Origin of the sequence: Citrobacter sp. ABFQG, assembly GCF_004322975.1 — a bacterium.
Classification (GTDB): Bacteria; Pseudomonadota; Gammaproteobacteria; order Enterobacterales; family Enterobacteriaceae; genus Citrobacter; species Citrobacter freundii.
Genome location: NZ_CP036435.1, coordinates 1,988,225 through 2,010,240 on the forward strand (window position 1 = coordinate 1,988,225; position 22,016 = coordinate 2,010,240).

Annotated in this window: 21 protein-coding genes; 11 read left to right on the plus strand and 10 right to left on the minus strand. The window is 53.9% G+C overall.

What is annotated here, in order from left to right:
* Positions 1 to 2: 2 nt before the first annotated feature.
* Positions 3 to 2,147: a TonB-dependent receptor gene (locus tag WN16_RS09570; RefSeq protein WP_044699396.1), complete on the minus strand. Its 2,145-nt coding sequence runs from the start codon at positions 2,145 to 2,147 to the stop codon at positions 3 to 5.
* Between the two features lie 290 nt (positions 2,148 to 2,437).
* Between WN16_RS09570 and cueR the strand changes: the two genes are divergently transcribed.
* Positions 2,438 to 2,848 (plus strand): Cu(I)-responsive transcriptional regulator, encoded by a 411-nt coding sequence (gene cueR / locus WN16_RS09575; RefSeq protein WP_003021822.1) that lies wholly within the window; start codon positions 2,438 to 2,440, stop codon positions 2,846 to 2,848.
* Here the strand turns inward: cueR and WN16_RS09580 are convergent.
* The 4 genes from WN16_RS09580 to WN16_RS09595 are packed head-to-tail and all read right to left on the minus strand — an operon-like array spanning position 2,845 to position 7,067.
* Positions 2,845 to 3,561, minus strand: coding sequence for a DUF3142 domain-containing protein (locus WN16_RS09580; protein ID WP_044699397.1), 717 nt, complete (start codon positions 3,559 to 3,561; stop codon positions 2,845 to 2,847). The two genes, cueR and WN16_RS09580, sit on opposite strands and share 4 nt — an antisense overlap.
* Positions 3,531 to 5,675, minus strand: a complete 2,145-nt coding sequence (locus WN16_RS09585) for a hypothetical protein (RefSeq protein ID WP_044699399.1) — start codon at positions 5,673 to 5,675, stop codon at positions 3,531 to 3,533. The genes WN16_RS09580 and WN16_RS09585 overlap by 31 nt, the downstream gene beginning before the upstream one ends.
* A gap of 19 nt (positions 5,676 to 5,694) precedes the next feature.
* Entirely contained in the window at positions 5,695 to 6,153 is a 459-nt protein-coding gene (locus WN16_RS09590) for an NfeD family protein (protein ID WP_003021832.1), read from the minus strand.
* Positions 6,150 to 7,067 carry an SPFH domain-containing protein gene (locus WN16_RS09595; RefSeq protein ID WP_003021835.1) on the minus strand — a complete coding sequence of 306 codons (918 nt, stop codon included), beginning with the start codon at positions 7,065 to 7,067 and terminating at the stop codon, positions 6,150 to 6,152. Before WN16_RS09595 ends, WN16_RS09590 begins: the two co-directional genes overlap by 4 nt.
* Before the next feature lie 134 nt (positions 7,068 to 7,201).
* Between WN16_RS09595 and fetA the strand changes: the two genes are divergently transcribed.
* Together fetA and fetB are read left to right on the plus strand one after the other, a co-directional pair.
* Positions 7,202 to 7,879: an iron ABC transporter ATP-binding protein FetA gene (fetA, locus tag WN16_RS09600; protein ID WP_003835797.1), complete on the plus strand. Its 678-nt coding sequence runs from the start codon at positions 7,202 to 7,204 to the stop codon at positions 7,877 to 7,879.
* Positions 7,866 to 8,645 carry an iron export ABC transporter permease subunit FetB gene (gene fetB / locus WN16_RS09605; RefSeq protein ID WP_003835795.1) on the plus strand — a complete coding sequence of 260 codons (780 nt, stop codon included), beginning with the start codon at positions 7,866 to 7,868 and terminating at the stop codon, positions 8,643 to 8,645. The genes fetA and fetB overlap by 14 nt, the downstream gene beginning before the upstream one ends.
* Before the next feature lie 78 nt (positions 8,646 to 8,723).
* Here the strand turns inward: fetB and WN16_RS09610 are convergent, their stop codons facing one another.
* From WN16_RS09610 to tesA, 3 genes are read right to left on the minus strand one after another with little or no spacing between them, the layout of a single operon-like run.
* The gene (locus WN16_RS09610) at positions 8,724 to 9,578 is read right to left on the minus strand and encodes a co-chaperone YbbN (RefSeq protein WP_003021844.1); all 855 of its coding nucleotides are present in this window, start codon (positions 9,576 to 9,578) and stop codon (positions 8,724 to 8,726) included.
* A gap of 58 nt (positions 9,579 to 9,636) precedes the next feature.
* The gene (locus WN16_RS09615; RefSeq protein WP_044699402.1) at positions 9,637 to 10,407 is read right to left on the minus strand and encodes an SDR family oxidoreductase; all 771 of its coding nucleotides are present in this window, start codon (positions 10,405 to 10,407) and stop codon (positions 9,637 to 9,639) included.
* Between the two features lie 28 nt (positions 10,408 to 10,435).
* On the minus strand, positions 10,436 to 11,062 hold the full coding sequence (gene tesA / locus WN16_RS09620) for a multifunctional acyl-CoA thioesterase I/protease I/lysophospholipase L1 (RefSeq protein WP_003021850.1): 627 nt from the start codon (positions 11,060 to 11,062) through the stop codon (positions 10,436 to 10,438).
* Between tesA and ybbA the strand changes: the two genes are divergently transcribed.
* The 6 genes from ybbA to WN16_RS09650 all read left to right on the plus strand — a co-directional run bounded on the left by ybbA (position 11,030) and on the right by WN16_RS09650 (position 18,281).
* Positions 11,030 to 11,716 carry a putative ABC transporter ATP-binding protein YbbA gene (gene ybbA / locus WN16_RS09625; protein WP_044699413.1) on the plus strand — a complete coding sequence of 229 codons (687 nt, stop codon included), beginning with the start codon at positions 11,030 to 11,032 and terminating at the stop codon, positions 11,714 to 11,716. The genes tesA and ybbA overlap by 33 nt on opposite strands.
* Positions 11,713 to 14,127: a putative ABC transporter permease subunit YbbP gene (gene ybbP / locus WN16_RS09630; protein WP_044699416.1), complete on the plus strand. Its 2,415-nt coding sequence runs from the start codon at positions 11,713 to 11,715 to the stop codon at positions 14,125 to 14,127. Before ybbA ends, ybbP begins: the two co-directional genes overlap by 4 nt.
* A 188-nt stretch (positions 14,128 to 14,315) precedes the next feature.
* Complete coding sequence (locus tag WN16_RS09635; protein ID WP_003021860.1) at positions 14,316 to 15,449, plus strand: porin; 1,134 nt, start codon at positions 14,316 to 14,318, stop codon at positions 15,447 to 15,449.
* Positions 15,450 to 15,718: 269 nt separating this feature from the next.
* Positions 15,719 to 16,549, plus strand: coding sequence for a MetQ/NlpA family ABC transporter substrate-binding protein (locus WN16_RS09640; protein WP_003021862.1), 831 nt, complete (start codon positions 15,719 to 15,721; stop codon positions 16,547 to 16,549).
* 63 nt (positions 16,550 to 16,612) lie between these two features.
* Positions 16,613 to 17,629 (plus strand): virulence-associated ABC transporter ATP-binding protein SfbB, encoded by a 1,017-nt coding sequence (sfbB, locus tag WN16_RS09645; protein ID WP_003835783.1) that lies wholly within the window; start codon positions 16,613 to 16,615, stop codon positions 17,627 to 17,629.
* A complete protein-coding gene (locus WN16_RS09650) occupies positions 17,622 to 18,281 on the plus strand; it encodes a methionine ABC transporter permease (protein ID WP_003021866.1) in 660 nt (219 codons plus the stop codon). Before sfbB ends, WN16_RS09650 begins: the two co-directional genes overlap by 8 nt.
* On the opposite strand, the gene mnmH is transcribed toward WN16_RS09650, so the two are convergent.
* Positions 18,282 to 19,376 (minus strand): tRNA 2-selenouridine(34) synthase MnmH, encoded by a 1,095-nt coding sequence (gene mnmH / locus WN16_RS09655; RefSeq protein ID WP_044699418.1) that lies wholly within the window; start codon positions 19,374 to 19,376, stop codon positions 18,282 to 18,284.
* 69 nt (positions 19,377 to 19,445) lie between these two features.
* Positions 19,446 to 20,372, minus strand: a complete 927-nt coding sequence (gene allS, locus WN16_RS09660; RefSeq protein ID WP_044699419.1) for an HTH-type transcriptional activator AllS — start codon at positions 20,370 to 20,372, stop codon at positions 19,446 to 19,448.
* Between the two features lie 227 nt (positions 20,373 to 20,599).
* Between allS and allA the strand changes: the two genes are divergently transcribed.
* Positions 20,600 to 21,082: an ureidoglycolate lyase gene (gene allA, locus WN16_RS09665; RefSeq protein WP_003835778.1), complete on the plus strand. Its 483-nt coding sequence runs from the start codon at positions 20,600 to 20,602 to the stop codon at positions 21,080 to 21,082.
* Positions 21,083 to 21,127: 45 nt separating this feature from the next.
* The gene (allR, locus tag WN16_RS09670; protein WP_042269079.1) at positions 21,128 to 21,979 is read left to right on the plus strand and encodes an HTH-type transcriptional repressor AllR; all 852 of its coding nucleotides are present in this window, start codon (positions 21,128 to 21,130) and stop codon (positions 21,977 to 21,979) included.
* Positions 21,980 to 22,016: the final 37 nt, after the last annotated feature.

The following is a 22,016-nucleotide window of genomic DNA, read 5'->3' on the forward strand; positions in this document are numbered from 1 at the left end:
CGTCAGAAATTCCACGCAAAGCCAACGGCGGCATTGAAACCAGCGTCTGGAATAGATTCATGCGCGGTTCTGTAACGCTTGTCGGTCAGGTTGTTGAGCGCGAGGTTGACCTGATACTGATCCTGCGGACCGAACTCGGTGTTGAATGCAAGGTTAAGCGTGGCCCAGCCTGGGTAGTTGATTTCCGTGGTGCCGGTATTATCTTTGGCGCTGGACGCCGCGCGGATAAAGACATCGGACGTCAGGTTAGCGGCGTTCATCAACCAGGTATGTTTCAGGCCGACGCGCCCGGTCAGAGTGGGTTCGCCGGTATCCCAGGTTTTAAGGGTATTGCCTTCGTACTGACGGCGAATGAGATTACCGCTCAGGTAAGGTGAAACTGCCCAGCCGTTGTATTCTGCGGTGAGTTCCATGCCCCAGGTTTTGGCCCGATCGATGTTGTCGTAGTAGTAATAGCCGCCCCGTGAAGAGGTGGTATTACCGCTGCATACGGGTTGACCTGAACAGGCCAGGCTGGCGATATAGTCTTTGGCTTCGGAGTAATAAATGGCGCCGTCAATCAGCCACATATTCCCTTTATACCGTGCACCCAGCTCATAGTTATTCGAGTGTTCCGCCTTCAGGTTTGGATTGCCGTAGGTTACGCTGCCGCCTGCGGACGTCTGCATAAACAGCTGAGTCAGCGTGGGGAAGACATAGCCCTGGGCATATGCAGCCCGAAGTTCAAGATCTTTAAAACCGGAATAGCGTAGGCTGGTTGAGGTCACCAGTTCATCATCGTGAACGGAATTTCCTCCGGTGGATTGCCAGGTGCTGCCGCTGCTTTGCAGGGTTTGCGTATCGTTGCGCTTGAGCTTCGAAGACAGCCAGTACTGGCGTGCGCCTACGGTCCACGTCCAGTCATCGGCAAAGCGCCAGTCGTTTTGCGCGAACAATGAGGTGTTGCTTTGCTCCGCTTCGTTGTATGACAGGGTACGTGTTTGCGTATCGAAGAAGCCGGTAGCTGCGGTCTGGCGCGTACTGCCGTCCGTGTCCTGTTTTATTTTGTCATGCTGATATTGAGTGCCAATCACCAGCTCGTTGTTAGCAGGCAGGGAGAAGTTGCTCTGTAGCGTTACCCCTTGGGTATACTGTTTGTCGTTGGTATTGGTCTGATTGCTGACCGTCAGCGCTTTAATCATCGGGCTGGGGATAACCTGGGTCGTTTTGACCCGGTTTTCAAATTTGCGCTCTATTGTCTGGCTGTATGCGTCAACATGGATGTTCTTCAGGTAATCCCCATCGGCCGCGTAGTCGTAGAAAAGACCGATTTTCTCGCGTTCCAGCTTAGGTATTTTGACGCTAAAGTCGTCGAACTGGCCCTCTGGATCGTCAAACCAGGTTTGAGTAGACAGTTTGTAACGATCGAGGGAGAGCCCAATTTTGTGGCGATCGAAGTTGTAACCCAGCCATACGCCCTGGCCATTATTACGGAAGTTGGTGTTGGGCAATCTTCCGTCAGGCGTATCGCGGTCCCCCTGGTCGGAATAGCTGCCATTGATGCGGTAGTCAAAGTTTCCGATGCTGCCCCAGGCCGCTGCCGACTCTTCCCATCCTGCCGTTGCGGAGTTATAAACAGCCTTAACGCTGCCGCCGAGAGGCTTATCACCGCCTTTTTTGGTAATAAAGTTTACGACACCGCCAATCGCCTGCGAACCGTAGAGGACAGAATAGGGGCCTTTGACCACTTCAATCCGTTCCAGCGCTGATTCGTCAATCAGCAAACCGGCTCCGTAGTTTTGTCCGGCACGTTGGTAACTGACGACCTGGCCGTCGATCAAAATCAGCACCCGCGAAGACGCTTCGCCACGGATACGAATTTGTTTCCGCCCTGCGAGGGCGTTATCGGTGACTTCGACGCCGGGAATATCTTGTAAATCATCAGCAATAGAAACGCTGGTGGAGTTTTGCAGCGTCTGGCGATCGATAACCTGGATGGTTGCTGGGCTATCCCAAAGGCTACTTTCTGTGCGGTTAGCCGTGACGATAACCGTGTCTTCGTCAGACGTAGAAGCGTATGTTGGAGAGGTAGCTGCAAAAGCGGCGCCGGACATGCATAATGTCAGGGCTGAAAGAATAAATGGCCTTTGGTTATTCCGTGGCAACATAAGAGAACCTTTATTGAATGTAAATGACCATCATTATCATTCGCGTTTATATATAAAATTGTTTCCCTTTGTTCAAGATGAAAGATGTAGAACCAATATATCTTTTGATTTGAGTCAATTTCGTGCAGTCATTAAATGCATAAATGTGATCTGAATCGGATATAACAATGTGAATTAAAAGGATTTGTGCATCGCGGTAATGGTGGGAAATGTGCAGGGTTCTCGGGTAAATCATTAGGACAATCTGGGCTATAATGGGGCTCAGTACCAACAAGATCCGCGGGGGAAATGTGAATATTAGCGATGTTGCGAAAAGAACCGGTTTGACCAGCAAAGCGATACGTTTTTATGAAGAAAAAGGCTTAGTGACGCCGCCGCTGCGTAGCGAAAATGGCTATCGCACATACAACCAACAGCATCTGAATGAACTTACGCTGCTGCGCCAGGCACGCCAGGTGGGTTTTAATCTCGAAGAGTGCGGCGAACTGGTGAATCTGTTTAACGATCCGGCGCGTCATAGCGCAGATGTGAAAAAGCGTACCTTAGAAAAGGTCGCGGACATTGAGCGGCATATCAGCGAGCTGCAGGCCATGCGCTTGCATTTGCTGGCACTGGCGGAGAGTTGCCCTGGCGATGACAGCGCCGAATGCCCGATCATTGATAACCTCTCCGGCTGCTGCCACCATAAAGCGAAGGCTTAACGGCGAGGGGGATTAAGCATAAATACCACCGTCCCGCGGTACCACGGGGATTTCTCAAGCTGCGCTTCAGCCTGCGGGTCCCGGCTACCGTTTTGCACCAGCCCCAGCTTAAACGGAATGCGCAGACGACTGAGTGCGGGCAGATACGCCTGATAATTCGTTACCGTATGACGGCCCTGATAGCTCTGGACCACCAGTTCATCGACCGCCAGCGCATTCAGCGTGGCGACGTCGCCCGTTTTTGCCCAATCCAGAAGTCCAGTCACGCCAAGTGCAAACTCGGCCGGTAACTGTTGGCGTAATTGCTGCAGAAAGCGGGCGTAATCGGCAAGCTGATGGGTCGCCGCGTCAAAATCAACCTGCAGGCCGACTACATGATTCCCGGCGGTCTGCCAGCGTTGCATCAATCTTATGATGCGAGCCGGGATCGCCTCCGGTACGTCGAGCGTGGTAAAGCGCACGGTCAGCCAGATCGAGGGAAAAGACAGGCGGCTGACCGGCAGCCCGAGACGCTGGAAAACCACGTTACCCGAACGAACCAGCACCTCACCCTGATGCAGATAGACCGTTTGCGCGTCTTTCAGTTCGTCACTGGCCTTCACGCCGGACCACAGCCAGAAGGCCGGATGCTCACGGGCGGCGACGATATCCGCCGCCTGCGGCTGGCCTGTCAGCAGCGCGGTTACCAGTAGTATTTGAGTTTTTGCGCCCACGGACTTCCCGGATACTGCGTTTTCAGTTGGGTGAACCAGCCTTTACGCTGCAGTTTATCCACTTCCTCACCGCCGCACTCGTTAGAGCCTGACGGCGCATAGCACATGATGGCGCGATACAGCGCGAAGCTCTTGTCTTCAACCTCTGCTTTCGGCGAAGTGATCACCTGCTGATAGTAGCGTTGCCTGTCGAACTGACCGAACGGCTCCTTGCGCGATATTGCTGATTCAAGAACGTCGTTGCCAGCACTGTTTTTCCACAAATCGACGTGGGTTTGCGTGGTGCGGAAGAATTCGCCTAAGCAGTTCAGCGCGTGGGCATCATCCGCTTTTTTGCTCAATACCGTTACCGTTTCATTGAGGCTGCGACAGGTGTAACCGCGCTCGGCAGCGTCGCCGTTCCAGTCGAAAATACTCAGATTAACGTCATCAAACGCGTCGCCAATAACCGGCGGAGTAATGGCGCTGGCCAGTTTTCTGTCATTCAACCAGTCGCCAAAGCGGTTTTCGGTAAGATCGCGTACCAGCAGCGTATGCAGGGCGATGGTACGCTCTTCATTGTTAGGTCCATGGACGGCCTGCTGGCGCAGCAGTTCAGGCGAGGCCTGTGTTTTCAGTATCTGCGAGCGAAAACGCAGGTTGGTTACTGCGCTTTCTGGGGCAAAAACCGCCGCCACGTCGCCGCTATAAACCAGCGTTGCGGCGAGCTTAGCCTGTACATACTGCTGCTGTTCGTTGTCCTGGCTGAGTTTTAGCAACTGCAGCCAGAAATCACGCGCCGCGCTCCAGTTCTTCTGGCCCATCAGCGCTTCGCCGTACAGCACTTGTTCGCTGAAGGCGAGGGTATCGTGAATGGCGAGTTTCTGCGCTGGCGTAACTGCCTGAATAATCGCCGCGTAGTTCTCCGTCGCCAGCCACAGATTCAGTTGCAGATCGCGCCATAGCGGCAGTTTTTGGCTCTGCTCAAACACCGGTTTGCTGGCATCGAGCTGCGCCTGGGTCAGCGTGGGTTTACTGTTGTTATCCAGACGCAGCGCGCGCAGCAGTTCGATATAGCTGACAAGCGGCGCATCGGGGAATGCTTCCACCACGGACTGTTCGTAGAACGCCATACCGTAGACATTATCGTATTCGATGACAATTTCACGCAGTTGCCGAGCGTCAGCCGACTGCTGGAGCGTCTGCTCATACAACCCGGCCAGCTGCGGCCACGCCTGTAAATACCAGTTGATGCGACGCAGCATACCGCGCGCGGAGTCGGCATACAGGCCTTGCGGGAAGCGTTGCAGGTAGGCTTGTGCCTGCGTCTGAGCCTGAGTCGCGTCCTCGCGGTTAATTTTTGCAATATCAAAATCGCCGTACTCGCCCACGCTGTTCTGGCTGCTCTTGTTCAAGGCCGCACGCATCAGCATGTATTGCGCGGTCTCTGCCAGCCACGGGCGCTCACTTTTGGCAAGCTGAGTGAAATCCCGTTCGGCGCTGGCATAATCACCGGCATAGAAACTGGCAGCTGCGGCCAGATAATTTTTATAGGACTGAGCCGGTGAATCAGCCGGGAGGGTGGCAAGTGAAGACTCAATTTGCTCGCGGGTTGCCCCGGATAGCAGCCCCGTACGCGCCTGGGCTAAGGCCTGGCGCTGTTCCGCCGTTAACGTCGGGTCGGCCAGCAGTGCGGCAAAAAATGCGCTGACGCTCTCGGTGTTATTTGAAACATGACGGTTCTCAAGCTCAGCGTCGTTGACGTTTATTTCGTCTGCGCTAATGTTCAGTTCGGCCATCTGTCGGGAGAGTGGGCTGTCTGCGGCGGATGCCGGCGCAGCGGCTGGCTGCGGGGCTGCCTCATCCCATTGCGGGTGATAGGCAAAATAGAAATCCCGGGAGCGGGTGATATCCGCTGGCATTGATTGCACCGGCAGAGCAAATGATTTTTCCTGGCTCAGCAGCCGCAGCAGGTTGTCGCGACTGTCGTTTTCAGGGTTAAAGGTCGGCGTGCCTTTCAGCAGGCAGCTGTCGTCGCTCCATTTGCAGTCTTCCATATCGAAAGAGGCGAATGCCTGCGGGGCGGCGGTCAGTAATGTGCAAAGGGCAAAGGCAAGGGGTGTCTTCCTGACCATAGTCTTATTTCCTTTCTTTTTAATGTGATACCGCTTTAATAATCAGGGTTATCCCTTCAACGGCAATGACTTCAACCTGCGTACCGGCGCTCAAATCGTCGCTGGCGCTAACGGGCCAGGAACTGTCGCCGACGCGCATGTGTCCGCGACCATTGACCAGGGCGGTTTCCAGAATAAATCGTCGGCCAACCAGCTGCTGTCCGCGCTGGTTAAGATGGCTGTCGGCGGGTTTCTGCTCCTGAACGCGCCTTGCCAGCCATTTCCACCACAGCCACGCCGCCAGCAGGGTGAGGACGGCGAACATTGCCCCCTGCCACGCCCAGTCTAGCGGAACGAGCCAGACGACCAGACCGGTAATTACCGCCGCTACGCCGCTCCACAGCAGATAGCCGTTACCGCCCAGCATCTCGGCGGCGAGTAGCAAACCGCCGAGGCTGAGCCAGAAGATGTGCGGATGCACCAGAATCATCGCTATCATGATTTTTTCCGCTCGCTGGCGCTGTCCTTAACCAGTTCGGCGATCCCGGCAATAGAGCCCATCAGGCTGCTGGCATCCAGCGGCATCATCACCACTTTGCTGTTATTCGACGAGCCGATATGCTGCAGCGCTTCAGTGTATTTCTGCGCCACGAAGTAGTTCACTGCCTGAATATCCCCAGCGGCAATGGCCTCAGACACCATCTGCGTTGCGCGAGCTTCGGCTTCTGCTGAACGTTCACGCGCTTCAGCCTGTAAAAACGCGGACTGGCGTTCACCTTCCGCTTTAAGGATCTTCGACTGTTTCTCACCTTCGGCCTTGACGATTTCTGCCTGACGGATCCCCTCGGCCTCAAGAATGTAGGCACGCTTGGTACGTTCGGCTTTCATCTGCGCGTTCATCGCGTCGATAAGTTCTGCCGGAGGACGCACGTCGCGGATCTCGATACGGGTGATTTTGATGCCCCAGGGATTCGTGGCTTCATCAACAATATGCAGCAGGCGCGTGTTGATGTTGTCGCGTTGGGAAAGCATTTCATCGAGTTCCATCGAACCGAGAACGGTACGAATGTTGGTCATGGTCAGGTTGATAATCGCCAGTTCCAGGTTGCTGACTTCATAGGCTGCTTTCGGCGCATCGATCACCTGAATAAAGCACACGGCATCAATTGCGACGTTGGCGTTATCTTTGGAGATGACTTCCTGAGAAGGGATATCAAGCACCTGTTCCATCATGTTGATCTTACGACCAATGCGGTCCATGAACGGCACAACAAGGCTTAAACCCGGTTGCAGGGTTTTGGTGTAACGGCCAAAACGCTCTACCGTCCACTGATATCCCTGCGGGACGATTTTGACGCCAGCGCCGACGATCACCAGCGCGACAAAAATAAGAATAGGAATAAAAATGAGCATTGATGAAACCTCCTGTTGTGCTGTCCTTTACTGCCTCATTAATCAAATTATACCCGATTTATCAAGGTGGGCTCCCTTATAATAAATTACAGGGATAGACTGTCTGAACGAAAGATGTAAAAAAGGAATGGGTAATGGAAGAAAGCAGTATTTTGCTTCAGTTAAAAAATGTCGCATGGCAGGCAGGTGAGACGCAGGTTCTCAATAACATCTGTTTTGATCTCCGCGCCGGAGAATTTAAGTTGATTACCGGCCAGTCCGGCTGTGGGAAAAGTACGTTACTCAAGATTGTGGCGTCATTAATGAGTCCGACTGCCGGTGAAATTCTCTTTGAAGGCAAGGAGATCAATACCCTCAAGCCGGAAACGTATCGCCAGCAGGTCTCCTATTGTGCGCAAACGCCTGCTTTGTTTGGTGACACCGTTTACGACAACCTCATTTTCCCCTGGCAAATCCGTAACAAACGTCCGGAGCCGGATGCGTTTCTGAGCGATCTGGCCCGTTTTGATCTCCCCGAGACGATCCTCAGAAAAAGCATAAATGAGCTGTCCGGTGGCGAGAAGCAGCGCGTCTCGCTAATTCGTAATTTGCAGTTTCTGCCCAAAATTCTGCTGCTTGATGAAATCACCAGCGCGCTGGATGAGGCTAATAAACGTAATGTGAACGAATTAATTCACCACTATGTTCGCGATAAGAATATTGCGGTGCTGTGGGTGACGCACGACAAAGATGAAATTACGCATGCGGATAATGTCATAACCCTTCAACCGCACGCCGGAGAAATGCAGGAAGCACGCAATGAACGAGCATAATATTACCAATGAGTCCCTGGCATTAGCGATGATGCTGGTGGTGGTGGCGATCCTGATTAGCCACAAAGAAAAACTGGCGCTGGAGAAAGATATTCTCTGGAGCGTTTGCCGGGCAGTGGTTCAGCTGATTATCGTCGGCTATGTGCTGAAATATATTTTTGGCGTTAACCACAGTATTCTGACCTTACTGATGGTGCTGTTTATCTGCTTTAACGCGGCTTATAACGCACAAAAGCGCAGTAAATATATTGATAAAGCTTTCCTCTCGTCGTTTATCGCTATCACGGTGGGGGCGGGGCTAACGCTGGCGGTGCTGGTTTTGTCTGGCTCTATCGAGTTCACGCCGATGCAGGTCATCCCGATCTCCGGCATGATTGCAGGCAATGCGATGGTGGCAGTGGGGCTGTGTTACAACAATCTGGGACAGCGGTTTAACAGCGAACAGCAGCAAATTCAGGAAAAACTTAGCCTCGGCGCGACGCCGAAAGTGGCCTCTGCGCCGCTGATTCGCGACAGCATTCGCGCCTCGCTGATCCCAACGATCGACTCTGCAAAAACGGTAGGGCTGGTGAGTTTACCGGGGATGATGTCCGGGTTGATCTTCGCGGGTATTGATCCAGTAAAAGCGATTAAGTATCAGATTATGGTGACGTTTATGCTGCTTTCTACCGCCAGCCTGTCGACCATTATTGCCTGCTACCTGACTTATCGGAAGTTCTATAATTCGCGCCACCAATTAGTCGTAACGCATTTGAAGAAGACGTGATGTGATGCCGGAGGGATCGGTATTGGTAGAATTTGTATGCCCGATAAGCGCAAGCGCCATCGGGCAAAATCAAACGGATTAGTACAACAGTGCGTACAGTTGGCGGCGGTATTTTGAGGCCAGCGCATCGCCGGTTCCGAGTGCGGCAAGGATCTCCTGGAAGGTCTTACGTGCCTGACCGTCGGCAGCAGTGAGATCTTTCTTCAGGTGGCTGAACAGCAGTTCCAGTGATTCCTCGTTACGTCCGACCTGATGTAACTGGATGGCTAGTTGAGTTGCCAGCACCGCATCCTGCGGATTGCTGGCGACTTGCTGCTGCAGCTGTTGGATTTCCGGCGTATCCGCCGCCTGCTTCAGCAGTTCTATCTGCGCCACCAGTCCCTGATAGCGGGTGTCCTGATCCTGCAACGGAATGGTTTTCAGCACCGCTTCGGCATCGTCAGAACGATTGAGGGCGATTTGCGTTTCCGCCAGCAGCAGGCCAATTTCGCTGCTTTGGTTGGAGATCTGCCAGGCTTCTTTCAGCAGCGGCAGTGCATCCGCGTGATTACCGGCTTCGATGAATTCGATAGCCTGACGCGCTTTCAGCTCTTCTTCGCTCGGCAACACTTTTTCCAGCAGTGCGCGGATAACCTCTTCCGGCTGCGGGCCCTGGAATCCGTCTACTGGCTGACCGTTCTGGAACAGATAAACCGTAGGGATGGCGCGCAGGCCAAACTGAGAAGCGATCATCTGCTCGGCGTCGCAGTCGAGCTTGGCGAGAATAAACTGACCGTTGTACTGGGCGGCAAGGCTCTCCAGTACCGGCGTCAATTGCAGGCAGTGCTGGCTGCGCTCAGACCAAAAATAGAACAGGACCGGCGTGGTCATCGACTGTTCAAGGGTCTGCTGCAGGTTCGATTCGTTAATGTTAACAATATTCTGTGTGGACATGGAGTTACTCTCTTTTGTCGATTTCTTGTTACATGGGGGCTGACGCGCGTGCTTCAACTCAACCCTGTAAAATTTTGTCCATTATGCGGCCTGGCAACAGGCGTTTAAGTAGCATCACTGCCCAGGTCACCAGCGTAACCGGATAACGTAGCTTCGGTTTATCGCTCTCAAAGGCATGACGTACTTTGGCGACAACCGCTTCTGGTCCCAGCGTAAAACGCGCGGCAATGCCGGGGTTTTCCACGGGAGCATCGCTCTGGGTCTGGTTAACGTTTTCGGTAAAGCGGGTACGGATGGGGCCGGGCTCAATCAGGCTGATCTTAATGCCGCTGTGGCGCAGTTCCATACGCAGCGCGTCGGACCAGGCTTCCAGCGCATATTTACTGGCGGCATAGGCGCCGCGTCCCGGCGTTGAGATCAATCCCATCACCGATGAGGTCATCACGATACGTCCTTCGCCGTGAGGGAGCATAGCGGGCAACAGGCGCATGGTAAGCTGATGTGCGCCAAAGAAGTTGGCGGAAAATTGCTGTTCCATCTGTTCACGGCTGATGGTGGGCAGGGGACCATAGACACCGTATCCGGCGTTGTTAAAGATCCCATATAAACGATTATCGGTCAGGGCGATCACTTCATCGGCGGCACGATCCACGCTTTCGGGTGAATCCAGATCCAGCAATACGCCAGTGAATCCCATACTGTTCATACGCGCGACATCGTCAGGTTTGCGACAGCCTGCCAGAATTTGAAAACCCTGACGCTTTAGTTCAAGCGCGCTTTCCAGACCGATTCCGCTGGAACATCCTGTTATTAAGACCGATTTTTGCATAACTTTACCTGTCAGGATCTCCGTTGTTTTATGAGTCGTGATTTACTAGAGGAGTGAGATGTTGCGCCATCCAGTCGGCAATAAACGGCTGAGCGTCACGGTTAGGATGAATACCATCATCCTGCATCCACTGGGGTTTCAGATAAACCTCTTCCATAAAAAATGGCAGCAGAGGAATATCAAACTCTTTGGCGAGTTTTGGATAAATCGCGCTAAAGGTTTCATTATAACGGCGACCATAATTTGCTGGCAGACGAATTTGCATCAGCAGCGGTTCGGCATTTGCCGCTTTCACATCCTGCAGAATCGTGCGCAGGGTTTGTTCGGTTTGCGCAGGCGCAAATCCGCGCAGGCCATCGTTACCGCCAAGTTCGACCAGCACCCAGCGCGGCTGGTGCTGCTTGAGTAATGCAGGCAGACGGGCCAGACCTTGCTGCGAGGTGTCGCCGCTAATGCTGGCATTCACGACTGGCGTTTTGGTTTGCCATTTATCATTAAGTAGCGCAGGCCACGCGGCGCTGGCGGACATACGGTATCCGGCGCTCAGGCTGTCACCCAGAATTAATAACGTGTCCGCAGCGGCGGCGCGGAAAGTTAACAGGACCAGGAACAGGAAAGGCCAATGCCAGCGGAAAACATTGTTGAAGTTCATCATCTTAAGAAATCCGTCGGTCAGGGTGATCAAGAGCTATCCATCCTTACCGGAGTTGAACTGGTTGTCAAACGCGCCGAGACCATTGCGTTGATTGGCGAGTCGGGATCGGGGAAATCCACGCTGCTGGCGATCCTCGCCGGGCTGGACGATGGCTCCAGCGGTGAAGTCAGCCTGGTGGGGCAGGCGCTGCACGCCATGGACGAAGAAGCCCGGGCGCAGCTGCGGGCGCGACACGTCGGTTTTGTCTTCCAGTCATTCATGTTAATTCCAACCCTCAACGCGCTGGAAAACGTCGAACTGCCCGCGCTGCTACGCGGCGAAAATAGCGGAAAAAGTCGTGACGGGGCAAAAACGCTGCTGGAGCAACTGGGGTTGGGAAAACGCCTTGATCATCTTCCGGCCCAGCTTTCCGGCGGGGAGCAGCAACGCGTAGCGCTGGCACGGGCGTTTAACGGACGGCCTGACGTGCTGTTTGCCGATGAACCAACGGGCAATCTGGACCGCCAGACCGGAGACAAAATCGCCGACCTGCTGTTTTCTCTGAACCGGGAACACGGTACCACCCTGATTCTGGTGACCCATGACCCGCAGCTGGCGGCGCGTTGCGATAGGCGTTTACGCCTGGTGAACGGACAGTTGCAGGAGGAGGCATGATTGCACGCTGGTTCTGGCGCGAATGGCGCTCGCCTTCATTACTGATTGTCTGGCTGGCGTTAAGCCTGGCGGTGGCCTGTGTACTGGCGCTGGGCAATATCAGCGATCGCATGGAAAAAGGGCTGAGCCAGCAAAGCCGTGAGTTTATGGCGGGGGACCGGTCGCTGCAAAGTTCGCGCGCTGTGCCGAAAGCGTGGATTGACGAGGCGCGACAGCGTGGTCTGAAGGTGGGTGAACAGCTCACCTTTGCCACCATGACCTTTGCCCGGGATACGCCGCAGCTGGCGAACGTCAAAGCAGTGGATGATGTGTATCCGATGTACGGCACGCTGCAAACCAATCCGCCGGGGCTGAAACCGCAGCCGGGCTCAGTGCTGTTGGCCCCGCGTCTGATGGCGCTACTCAACTTAAAAATCGGTGATTCCATCGACGTTGGCGATGCCACCCTGCGCATCGCCGGAGAAGTGGTGCAGGAACCGGATTCCGGTTTTAATCCCTTCCAGATAGCGCCGCGCCTGATGATGAACATGGCGGATGTCGAAAAAACGGCGGCGGTCCAGCCGGGAAGCCGTGTGACCTGGCGCTATAAATTTGGCGGTACGCCACAGCAACTGGAAGCCTATGAAAAATGGCTGCTTCCGCAGTTAAAGCCGGAACAGCGTTGGTATGGGCTGGAGCAGGATGAAGGGGCGTTGGGGAAATCACTGGAGCGTTCGCAACAGTTCCTGCTGCTGTCGGCACTGTTAACGCTACTGCTGGCGGTTGCTGCCGTTGCCGTGGCGATGAATCATTACTGTCGCAGTCGTTACGATTTGGTGGCGATATTAAAAACGCTCGGCGCGGGCAGGGCACAGCTGCGCAAGCTGATTATCGGCCAGTGGCTGATGGTGCTGACGCTTTCTGGCGTGACCGGCGGGCTGTTCGGGCTGTTATTTGAGCGGGTGCTGGTTGTATTACTGAAGCCAGTTCTGCCCGGTGAGCTGCCGCCCGCCAGCCTGTGGCCGTGGCTGTGGGCACTCGGTACCATGACCGTCATTTCTCTGTTGGTGGGGCTACGCCCTTATCGCTTGCTGCTGGCGACGCAGCCGCTGCGGGTACTGCGTCGCGACGTGGTGGCAAACGTCTGGCCGCTTAAGGTCTATCTGCCCGTAGCAACGATAGTTGTGGTTGCGCTGCTGGCCGGATTGATGGGCGGAAGTATGCTGCTGTGGGCGGTACTGGCCGGAGCTGTGGTGCTGGCGCTGCTGTGCGGCGTGTTGGGCTGGATGTTGCTTAACCTGCTGCGTGGTCTGACGCTGACCTCGCTGCCGCTGCGTTTGGCGGTCAGCCGGCTGTTGCGCCAGCCGTGGTCAACGCTGAGCCAACTGTCGGCATTTTCGCTGTCCTTTATGCTGCTGGCGCTGTTGCTGGTGCTGCGCGGCGATCTCCTCGACCGCTGGCAGCAGCAAATGCCGCCGGAAAGTCCAAACTATTTTCTGATCAACATTGCCACTGAGCAGGTGGCTCCGCTGAAGGCTTTCCTTGCTGAGCATCAGGTGATCCCTGAGTCGTTCTACCCGATAGTGCGGGCCCGTCTGACGGCGATCAATGAGAAATCGACCGAAGGTAATCAGGATGAAGCGCTGAACCGCGAGCTTAATCTGACCTGGCAGGATACCCGCCCGGATCATAACCCGATCGTTGCCGGGAGCTGGCCGCCAAAAGCGGGCGAAGTGTCGATGGAAGAGGGGCTGGCGAAACGACTGAGCGTTAAGCTTGGCGATCGGGTGACCTTTATGGGGGATACCCAGGATTTCAGCGCCACGGTCAGCAGTCTGCGCAAAGTGGACTGGGAAAGCCTGCGACCAAACTTTTTCTTTATCTTCCCTTCCGGCGCGCTGGATGCTCAGCCACAAAGCTGGTTAACCAGCTTTCGCTGGGAGAACGGCAACGGCATGCTGACGCAGCTTAACCGCGAATTCCCGACTATCAGCCTGCTGGATATTGGTGCCATTCTCAAACAGGTGAGTCAGGTGCTGGAGCAGGTGAGCCGCGCGCTGGAGGTGATGGTAGTGCTGGTCACCGCTTGCGGTATGTTGCTGCTATTGGCGCAGGTGCAGGTCGGGATGCGTCAGCGTCATCAGGAACTGGTGGTCTGGCGCACGCTGGGCGCGGGCAAGAAGCTGCTGCGTACCACGCTGTGGTGCGAGTTCGCCATGCTCGGGATGGTCGCCGGACTGGTGGCGGCCATCGGGGCGGAAACTGCGCTGGCGGTGCTGCAAACCCGCGTGTTTGATTTCCCCTGGGAGCCAGACTGGCGGCTGTGGGTTGTGTTGCCGCTTTGTGGGGCATTGCTGCTCTCTCTCTGTGGCGGATGGCTCGGTTCACGTCTTCTTAAAGGCAAAGCGCTGTTCCGTCAGTTCAGCAGTTAATTCATATTCGTGATGATTACGCACCGGTTTTTTTAAATCGGTGCTTTTTTTTATCTATGTAGCACAAAATGATAACTCATTGATATTTAACAGCACAGAACAATAAAAACCCGACAACACGAGTGTATTAATAAACGTTAATATTTGTATGCTGAATAATTGGCAGGCTATCTATCAAGGTACAAATAATGACTATAAAAAAAACGGCGCTGGCGGTATCGATCGGCGCAGCAGTGGCATTAACGACTTTCGCCTCCCAGGCGGAAATCACGGTCCTGAAACAAGATCCGCAGGCGGGCAACCCGCTGAGCCGTCTTAATTTCACCGTCGGCGGGAGTATTCGTCCGCAGTTCCAGAATATGGCCGGTGACGATGGTAAGAATGGCTACAAACGTAATGGCTTCGACGGTGGAACGCGTTTCCGCTTCGCTGCTGACTACTATCTGTTTGATGACATCAGTTGGGTGAGCTATTACGAGCTGGGCGTTAACTTCCCGGCGATGTTCAACTGGGACAATCACTATGCTAACGGCGCCAACGATACTACGCGTCGTATGCTGTACACCGGTCTGAAGAGCGCGACCTGGGGTACGCTGACCTTCGGTCAACAGAACAGCATTTACTATGATGTGGTTGGCGCGAAAACGGATATCTGGGACTACGACATGATCGGCCAGGCGCCAGGTAACGGTATCAATGGCGACTACGACGGTTCCTATCGTACACGTAAGTCACTGAAGTATAAAAATACGGTAGGCGATGTTGATCTTTACGCGTCTTATCTGTTCAGCGATGACTACAACCCGAACAACGGTTTGCGCTACAAACGTAAAGGCGGCGGCTCCCTGGGTGTGGATTATCACATCACCGATGACCTGACCTGGGGTACGGCGTGGAACTACACCCGCGCGGAAATGCGTGGCAACACCAGCAAAACCTACGATCAAAACATCGTCGGTACTGCGCTGAGCTGGAAACCGGACAACTGGACTTTCTCGCTGGGCGGCGGTTGGTATCAAAACTTCATGACCACCAAAAAAGTCTCTGTTAATGATTATTTTGCCGGTGACGCCTGGGGTCTGGAATACTTTGCGGGATACACCTTCCCGGTTGGTCAGTATGCGCTGAAATCCGTGCAACCATACTTTATGGGCGATCGTATTGAATACGTGAATGGCCGTAACTACCTGCGTACCGACAACGGTGTGGGTATCAGCTTCCAGCTGGATTACGGTTTCCGTGTGGATTACGAACACGTCTTCACCTCCAGCACCGACAATCTGGGCGACATGAACCTGGTGCGTCTGCGTTACGACTTCTAATCGAATGCCTGCCGCCCGATGCGTTTATCGGGCCTACGAGAGCAGGGGGATCGCGTTATTTGTAGGCCGGATAAGGCACTTGTGCCGACATCCGGCTTTTTCATGCCTTCTCACATTTAAAAACACACTCTGCAACATCATGAAATAATTTCAAGGACAGCAGGTTGTGATCTGTGTCATGTTAACAATCAGCCTGTTAACAGGCCAACAAGAACAACGCCGCAAGAACGGCGTGAGACATGACACCACAACGTTAAAATGGAGAGATTATGGGATTGCGTCAGAGTTTACGCGTCGCGACCGGGGCGCTGTTACTGGCCTGTGGATTACAATTTGCTCATGCGAACAGTGATCCGCACACCATCGTATTTGGCGTCGCACCTGGGCCGTACGGCGATATGGTAAAACAAGCCATTGCCCCTACGCTGAAAGAGAAAGGCTATAAGGTAGTAGTGCGCGAATTCAGCGACTACGTGCAGCCTAACATGGCGCTCTCCAATGGCAGCATCGATGCTAACCTGTTCCAGCATTCACTCTACTTTGACAAATTCACCGCCGATAAAGGCCTGAAGCTGAGCAAGCTGATTGTGGTCCCGACGGCCGGGATGGGTTTTTACTCACATAAAATCAAAAGCCTGGATGAGTTGAAAAAAGGGGATGTGATCACGCTTTCCAACGATCCCACCAACCTGGCTCGCGGTCTGCGTTTCCTGCAGTCTATTGGCCTTATCACCATCAAAGATAACATCGATCCAACTAAAGCCTCCGAGCGCGATATTGCCAGCAACCCGAAAGGGCTGGTGTTTAAACCGCTGGAAGCGGCACAGCTGCCGCGTACGCTGGACGGTGTGACCGGTGCGCTGGTCAACGGCAACTTTGCCGTAGCGGCGAAACTGGATCTTGCCAGCGCCATCAAGCAGGAACACCTGGACGAAAATCTGAAAAATATCATCGCGGTACGCAGTGAAGATGCGGATAAACCATTTGCGAAAGATATTGTCGAGGCGGTGAAATCTCCGGCGTATCGTGCGGTGATCGACGATCCGCAAAATATCTACAGCGCCTTCCAGAAACCGGAATGGATGTCGGCAGCCCAATAATCGCTGCGCACAAGGGTTAACAGGGGCAGCGACGACTGCCCTTTTCGCATTTCTGAGGTGGCTATGATTGAGATTGAGAAAGTTTGCGTGGATTTTAGCGCAGGCCGTGGAGCATCAACCCGGGCGGTTGATGACGTTAGCTTGCGCATTGGCGCAGGTGAGATATTTGGTATTGTTGGGACCAGTGGTGCGGGGAAAAGTACGCTGCTGCGCACCCTGAACGCCTTAACGCGTCCGAGCCAGGGAAGCGTTAAGGTGAACGGCGTAGAAATTTCCGCACTGGAAGGCGCGCATCTACGTAAAGCCCGTCAGCGTATCGGGATGATTTTTCAACATTTTAATCTGATGCATACCCGTACCGTGGCGCAAAACGTCGCCTTTAGCCTGAAGGCTGCCGGATGGGAACGCAGTAAAATTGGCCCGCGCGTGAGCGAAATCCTGTCGCTGGTGGGGCTGTCAGACAAGGCGAACCGCTTTCCGGTTCAGCTCAGCGGTGGGCAAAAGCAGCGTGTGGGTATTGCCCGCGCAATTGCCAATCACCCGGATGTGCTGCTGTGTGATGAGCCCACCTCCGCGTTAGATCTCGAAACCTCGGCCACGATTCTGGCGTTGCTTAAGCAGATCAACCAACAGTTGGGGATCACGATCGTGCTGATCACCCATGAGATGAACGTGATCAAATCGATTTGCGATCGCGTGGCGGTGATGTCCGGTGGCAAGGTGGTGGAGTCTGGTGAGGTGTTTGATGTTTTTGCTCACCCGCAGCACGCTTTCACTCAGCAACTGGTGTCGCATACCCTCAATCTGACGCTACCCGAGCGTCTGCGCCAGCATCTGCCCGGCCAGTTGCTGAAAATTCTTTTTATCGGCGATTCGGCAGAACAGCCGGTGTTGTCAGAAGTGGCGGTTAAATTTGGCGTGGCGGTGAACATTCTGCACGGCAAAATTGAATATATCGGCGAACGTGCGCTGGGGATTCTGGTGGTGCAACTGACCGCGCCGCATAACCCTTCTGCGGTGGATGTCGCCGTGGAACATATTCGTCAACGTACTGCACAGGTGGAGGTGATTCGTGGATGATTTATTGCCTGATTTGACGCTGGCGTTTAATGAAACTTTCCAGATGCTGAGCATCTCTACGCTGTTGGCGATTATTGGCGGTCTGCCGCTCGGTTTTCTTATTTTCGTTACCGACCGGCATTTATTCTGGCAGAACCGTTTTGTGTATCTGCTCAGCTCCGTGCTGGTGAATATTATCCGCTCGGTGCCGTTTGTGATCCTGCTGGTTCTGTTGTTGCCGCTAACCCAGTTTTTGCTCGGCAATACCATTGGACCCATCGCGGCGTCGGTTCCGCTGTCGGTAGCAGCAATTGCTTTCTATGCCCGTCTGGTTGATAGCGCGCTACGTGAAGTCGATAAAGGCATTATCGAGGCGGCGGAAGCGTTTGGCGCCAGCCCGATGCGCATCATCTGCACCGTTCTGTTACCGGAGGCGAGCGCGGGTCTGCTGCGTGGGCTGACGATAACGCTGGTGAGTCTGATCGGTTACTCCGCAATGGCCGGTATCGTTGGCGGCGGTGGAGTCGGCGACCTGGCGATTCGCTTTGGTTATTACCGCTACGAAACCCAGGTCATGATCGTCACCGTGGTGGCGCTGATTATTCTGGTGCAGGTCGTTCAGGTGCTGGGCGACTGGTTGGCGAAACGCGCAGACAAGCGCGACAGACATTGATTACTGTACGCTAAGCCAGTCAGCCACCTCCGGCCATGAGCCGCGAAAGACGATTTTCGCGGCTTTCTTTTCCAGCTGATAGCGATACATCGGGTCGTAATACTCGTTGAGCAACGGTACCAGCCAGCTCATATGCGCGTCGGTGCTGCCCGTTGCCTGCTGTTCGCGCAGAGCCACGTCGAGCAGGGTGGTCAGCTCGGCAAAACGTTGCAAACCCAGACGACGGCGGATAGCAAACAGACCGTGGTGCAGATACTCGCTGTACTCCTGCCAGCCCTGACTCTCGCCATAAGCGTGAGTGAAATCGTGGTGCATGCGCACAAAATACTCTTCGCGCAGTCGCTCCAGCCGTAGCTCAAAAGGATCGTCCACCACCGCAATAGCGGCCTGGCTCATGCGTTCGCGCAAACATTCGGGCAGATGATTAGCGCCGATCATGCGGCCTTCGTCTTCAAGTACCCACAGACGCAGATCCTGACGGCTGTCGGTTTTCAGCATTTCGACCGCCAGCAGGTTTTCAAAGCTTGCCTGGCTAAGCTGCGGTTCAACGGTGCGACCAAATGAGGAACCGCGATGGTGCGCCAGACCTTCGAGATCCACTCCGTTTGGCTGCTGTTGCACTAGCTGCGTTTTACCGTTCCCGGTACAGCCGCCAATTAAGACGATCGGTTTTTGCACCAGCTCTTCAGTCAGTTGAATCGCCGCCTGACGCAATGCTTTATAACCGCCTTGTATTAGCGGGTAGTCAGTACCGGACTCGTGCAGCCATTGCTGCACAATGTGCGAACGCTGGCCGCCGCGCGCGCAGCATAAGTAGCCCGCAGGATTTTGACGACAGGCATTCAGCCAGGCCTTCATGCGTTGCTGGCGAGTCTCGCCACAGACCAGTTGATGGCCGAGCGCGAGGGCGGCCTCAGGCCCCTGACGTTTATAACAGGTACCCACGGCAGCACGTTCGTCATCGTTCATTAAGGGAAGGTTTATTGCGCCCGGCATGGCGCCCTGCTGAAATTCGACGGGGGCGCGTACATCGATTAAAGGCGTACCGGCGAGCAGAATTGCGCGATAGTCCTGTACTGTTTGTGTGTCTTGCATAGTAAAAAACGAAACCTCAAATCATCCTGCGTACCATTTTACGCGTCAAATGAGAGGATGACTTGATTTTCAATCGCGTGAGTTGTTGAAAATTGCTAAAAACCCGGCAATTTCAGGCTTTCGCTGGGTAAACAGCGTCACGATATCTTCAACGGCCTTACCCGCGCCGAACTTATGCCAGGCAAGGCTTAAGGGGGAAGGAGGACGCATAGTGGGGATGATATTGCTGACCAGATGCCCGCTATCCAGTAAAGGTTGGCATATCGGTTGCGGAACGAATCCAATGCCCACTCCTGCAAGATGCGCTGCGAGCTTGGTTTCCATGTCCGGTACGATGATCTCTTTTTGACCGGGAAGGCGCCACGCGACACGTTTGCTCAGCGTCCGCGCGCTGTCCTCAATGTTAATCGCCGGAAAACGGCGCAGTTGGGCTTCTGTTAATGGACCGCTCGCGTCTGCCAGCGGATGATCTGCTGACATAACAAATCGCCACTGAACAGAACCCAAAGGATCGAGGGTAAAGGTGTTGGCCATCGGTTCCGTGCCGGTAACGCCGATAGCCAACGAGAATCCTTCATACAAGAGTGAATCCCACACGCCCATATAAATTTGCCGGGAAAAGTGAAACTGAGTAAAGGGATAGCGCGCGTTAAGCCAGGATAACAGACTAGCGACGGCTTCAGGGCTGTACAGTAGGTTGTTAACCACAATATTCACCTGGCGCTCTACGCCGTCGTTCACTTGCTGCAATTCGCTGGGCATGCTGTCCAGCCAGGCGAGCCAGTCTTTTGCCTGTGAAAGAAGGTGAGACCCTGCGGCGGTTAACGTCACGCTTCGGGTTGTACGAAAAAACAGCGCGACACCGGTGTTTTCTTCCAGAAGCTTAATACGATAGCTGATCGTGGCCGTGGTTTTACACAAGCGCTCCGCCGCCCTGGAGAAACTCCCCGTTTCGGCGACGCCGATAAAGGTACGCAGTGTTTCCGGGTCAAACATCGTCAGCTACTCCCTTAATGATCTTCTACAAGCATGATTTCTTTTTCTCTGATTTATAAGTATTTTTGCATAATAGCCTTGTTCAAATTGTGGTCTAAATCTAGTTTTGGAAAATTTTTCCAATTTTTGTGTTGATGTTAAATCACGAAGGTTTTAGATTGCATGGTATTGAAGCCGCTATGTGTTCTGGTCGCGGTTCAACGGAATTCAGTTACAAGGAAATAATGATGAAACTTGAGGTCTTACCGTTAAATCAGCACACGTTCAGCGCCTATGGCGATGTCATTGAGACGCATAAACGTGATTTTTTTCATATCAATGATGGGCTTGTTGAGCGTTATCACGATCTGGCCAATGTGGAGATCCTTAATCAGGATCGCACCCTCATCAGTATCAATCGCGCGCAACCGGCAGCAATGCCAATTGTTGTGCATGAGCTGGAGCGCCACCCGTTAGGCACCCAGGCATTTATGCCAATGAATGGCGAAGCGTTTGTGGTGATTGTCGCACTCGGTGAGGACAAACCTGACCTTTCCACCTTAAAAGCCTTTATCACCAATGGCCAACAGGGCGTGAATTATCATCGAAATGTCTGGCATCACCCACTATTTGCCTGGCAAACCGTCACCGATTTTCTGACGGTCGATCGCGGTGGCAGCGATAATTGTGATGTTGAAAGTATCCCGACGCATGAGCTCTGTTTTGCGTGACGCTTTCGGCCTTCTTGCTTAATATGCGCATATTGTTCATTGTTTATGCTCATATTTTGGGCCGGAGTAAACGTAGTGGAGACGGAAGTAAGACGGCGCGGCAGGCCTGGACAGGCGGAGCCGGTTGCGCAGAAAGGCGCTCAGGCGCTTGAGAGAGGCATTGCGATTTTGCAGTACCTCGAAAGAAGTGGAGGCAGTTCGTCAGTGAGCGATATTTCCGCCAGTCTGGATTTGCCGCTCTCTACGACCTTTCGCTTGTTGAAGGTTTTACAGGGTGCTGATTTTGTCTATCAGGACAGCCAGTTAGGCTGGTGGCACATCGGTTTAGGCGTATTTAACGTGGGCTCCGCGTATATTCATAATCGCGACGTCCTGTCGGTAGCCGGACCGTTTATGCACCGATTAATGCTGCTGTCAGGCGAAACGGTTAATGTCGCGATTCGCAATGGCACCGAAGCGGTGTTGATTGGTCAGAAGGAGTGCAAATCGATGGTCAGAATGTGCGCACCTTTAGGCAGTCGTATGCCGTTACATGCTTCCGGTGCGGGAAAAGCGCTGCTTTATCCGTTGATGGAAGAAGAGTTAATGGACATCGTCGTGAAAACGGGGTTACAGCAGTTTACGCCGAACACGTTGGTGGATTTTCCTACTCTGCTGCGCAATCTGGAACTGGCGCGTGACAATGGTTATATCGTCGATCACGAAGAGCATGTTATTGGTTTGAATTGCATCGCATCAGCTATCTATGACGATGCAGGCAGTGTCGTTGCTGCCATCTCTATTTCGGGGCCCGCATCCAGACTGACAGAAGATCGTTTTATCAGTCAGGGGGAGCTGGTACGGGATACTGCACGAGATATCAGTACGGCGCTGGGTTTAAAAGCCCCCGTAGCTTAAGTCGCAACCCGCTCAGAGGAGCGGGACTTTTTTGGAT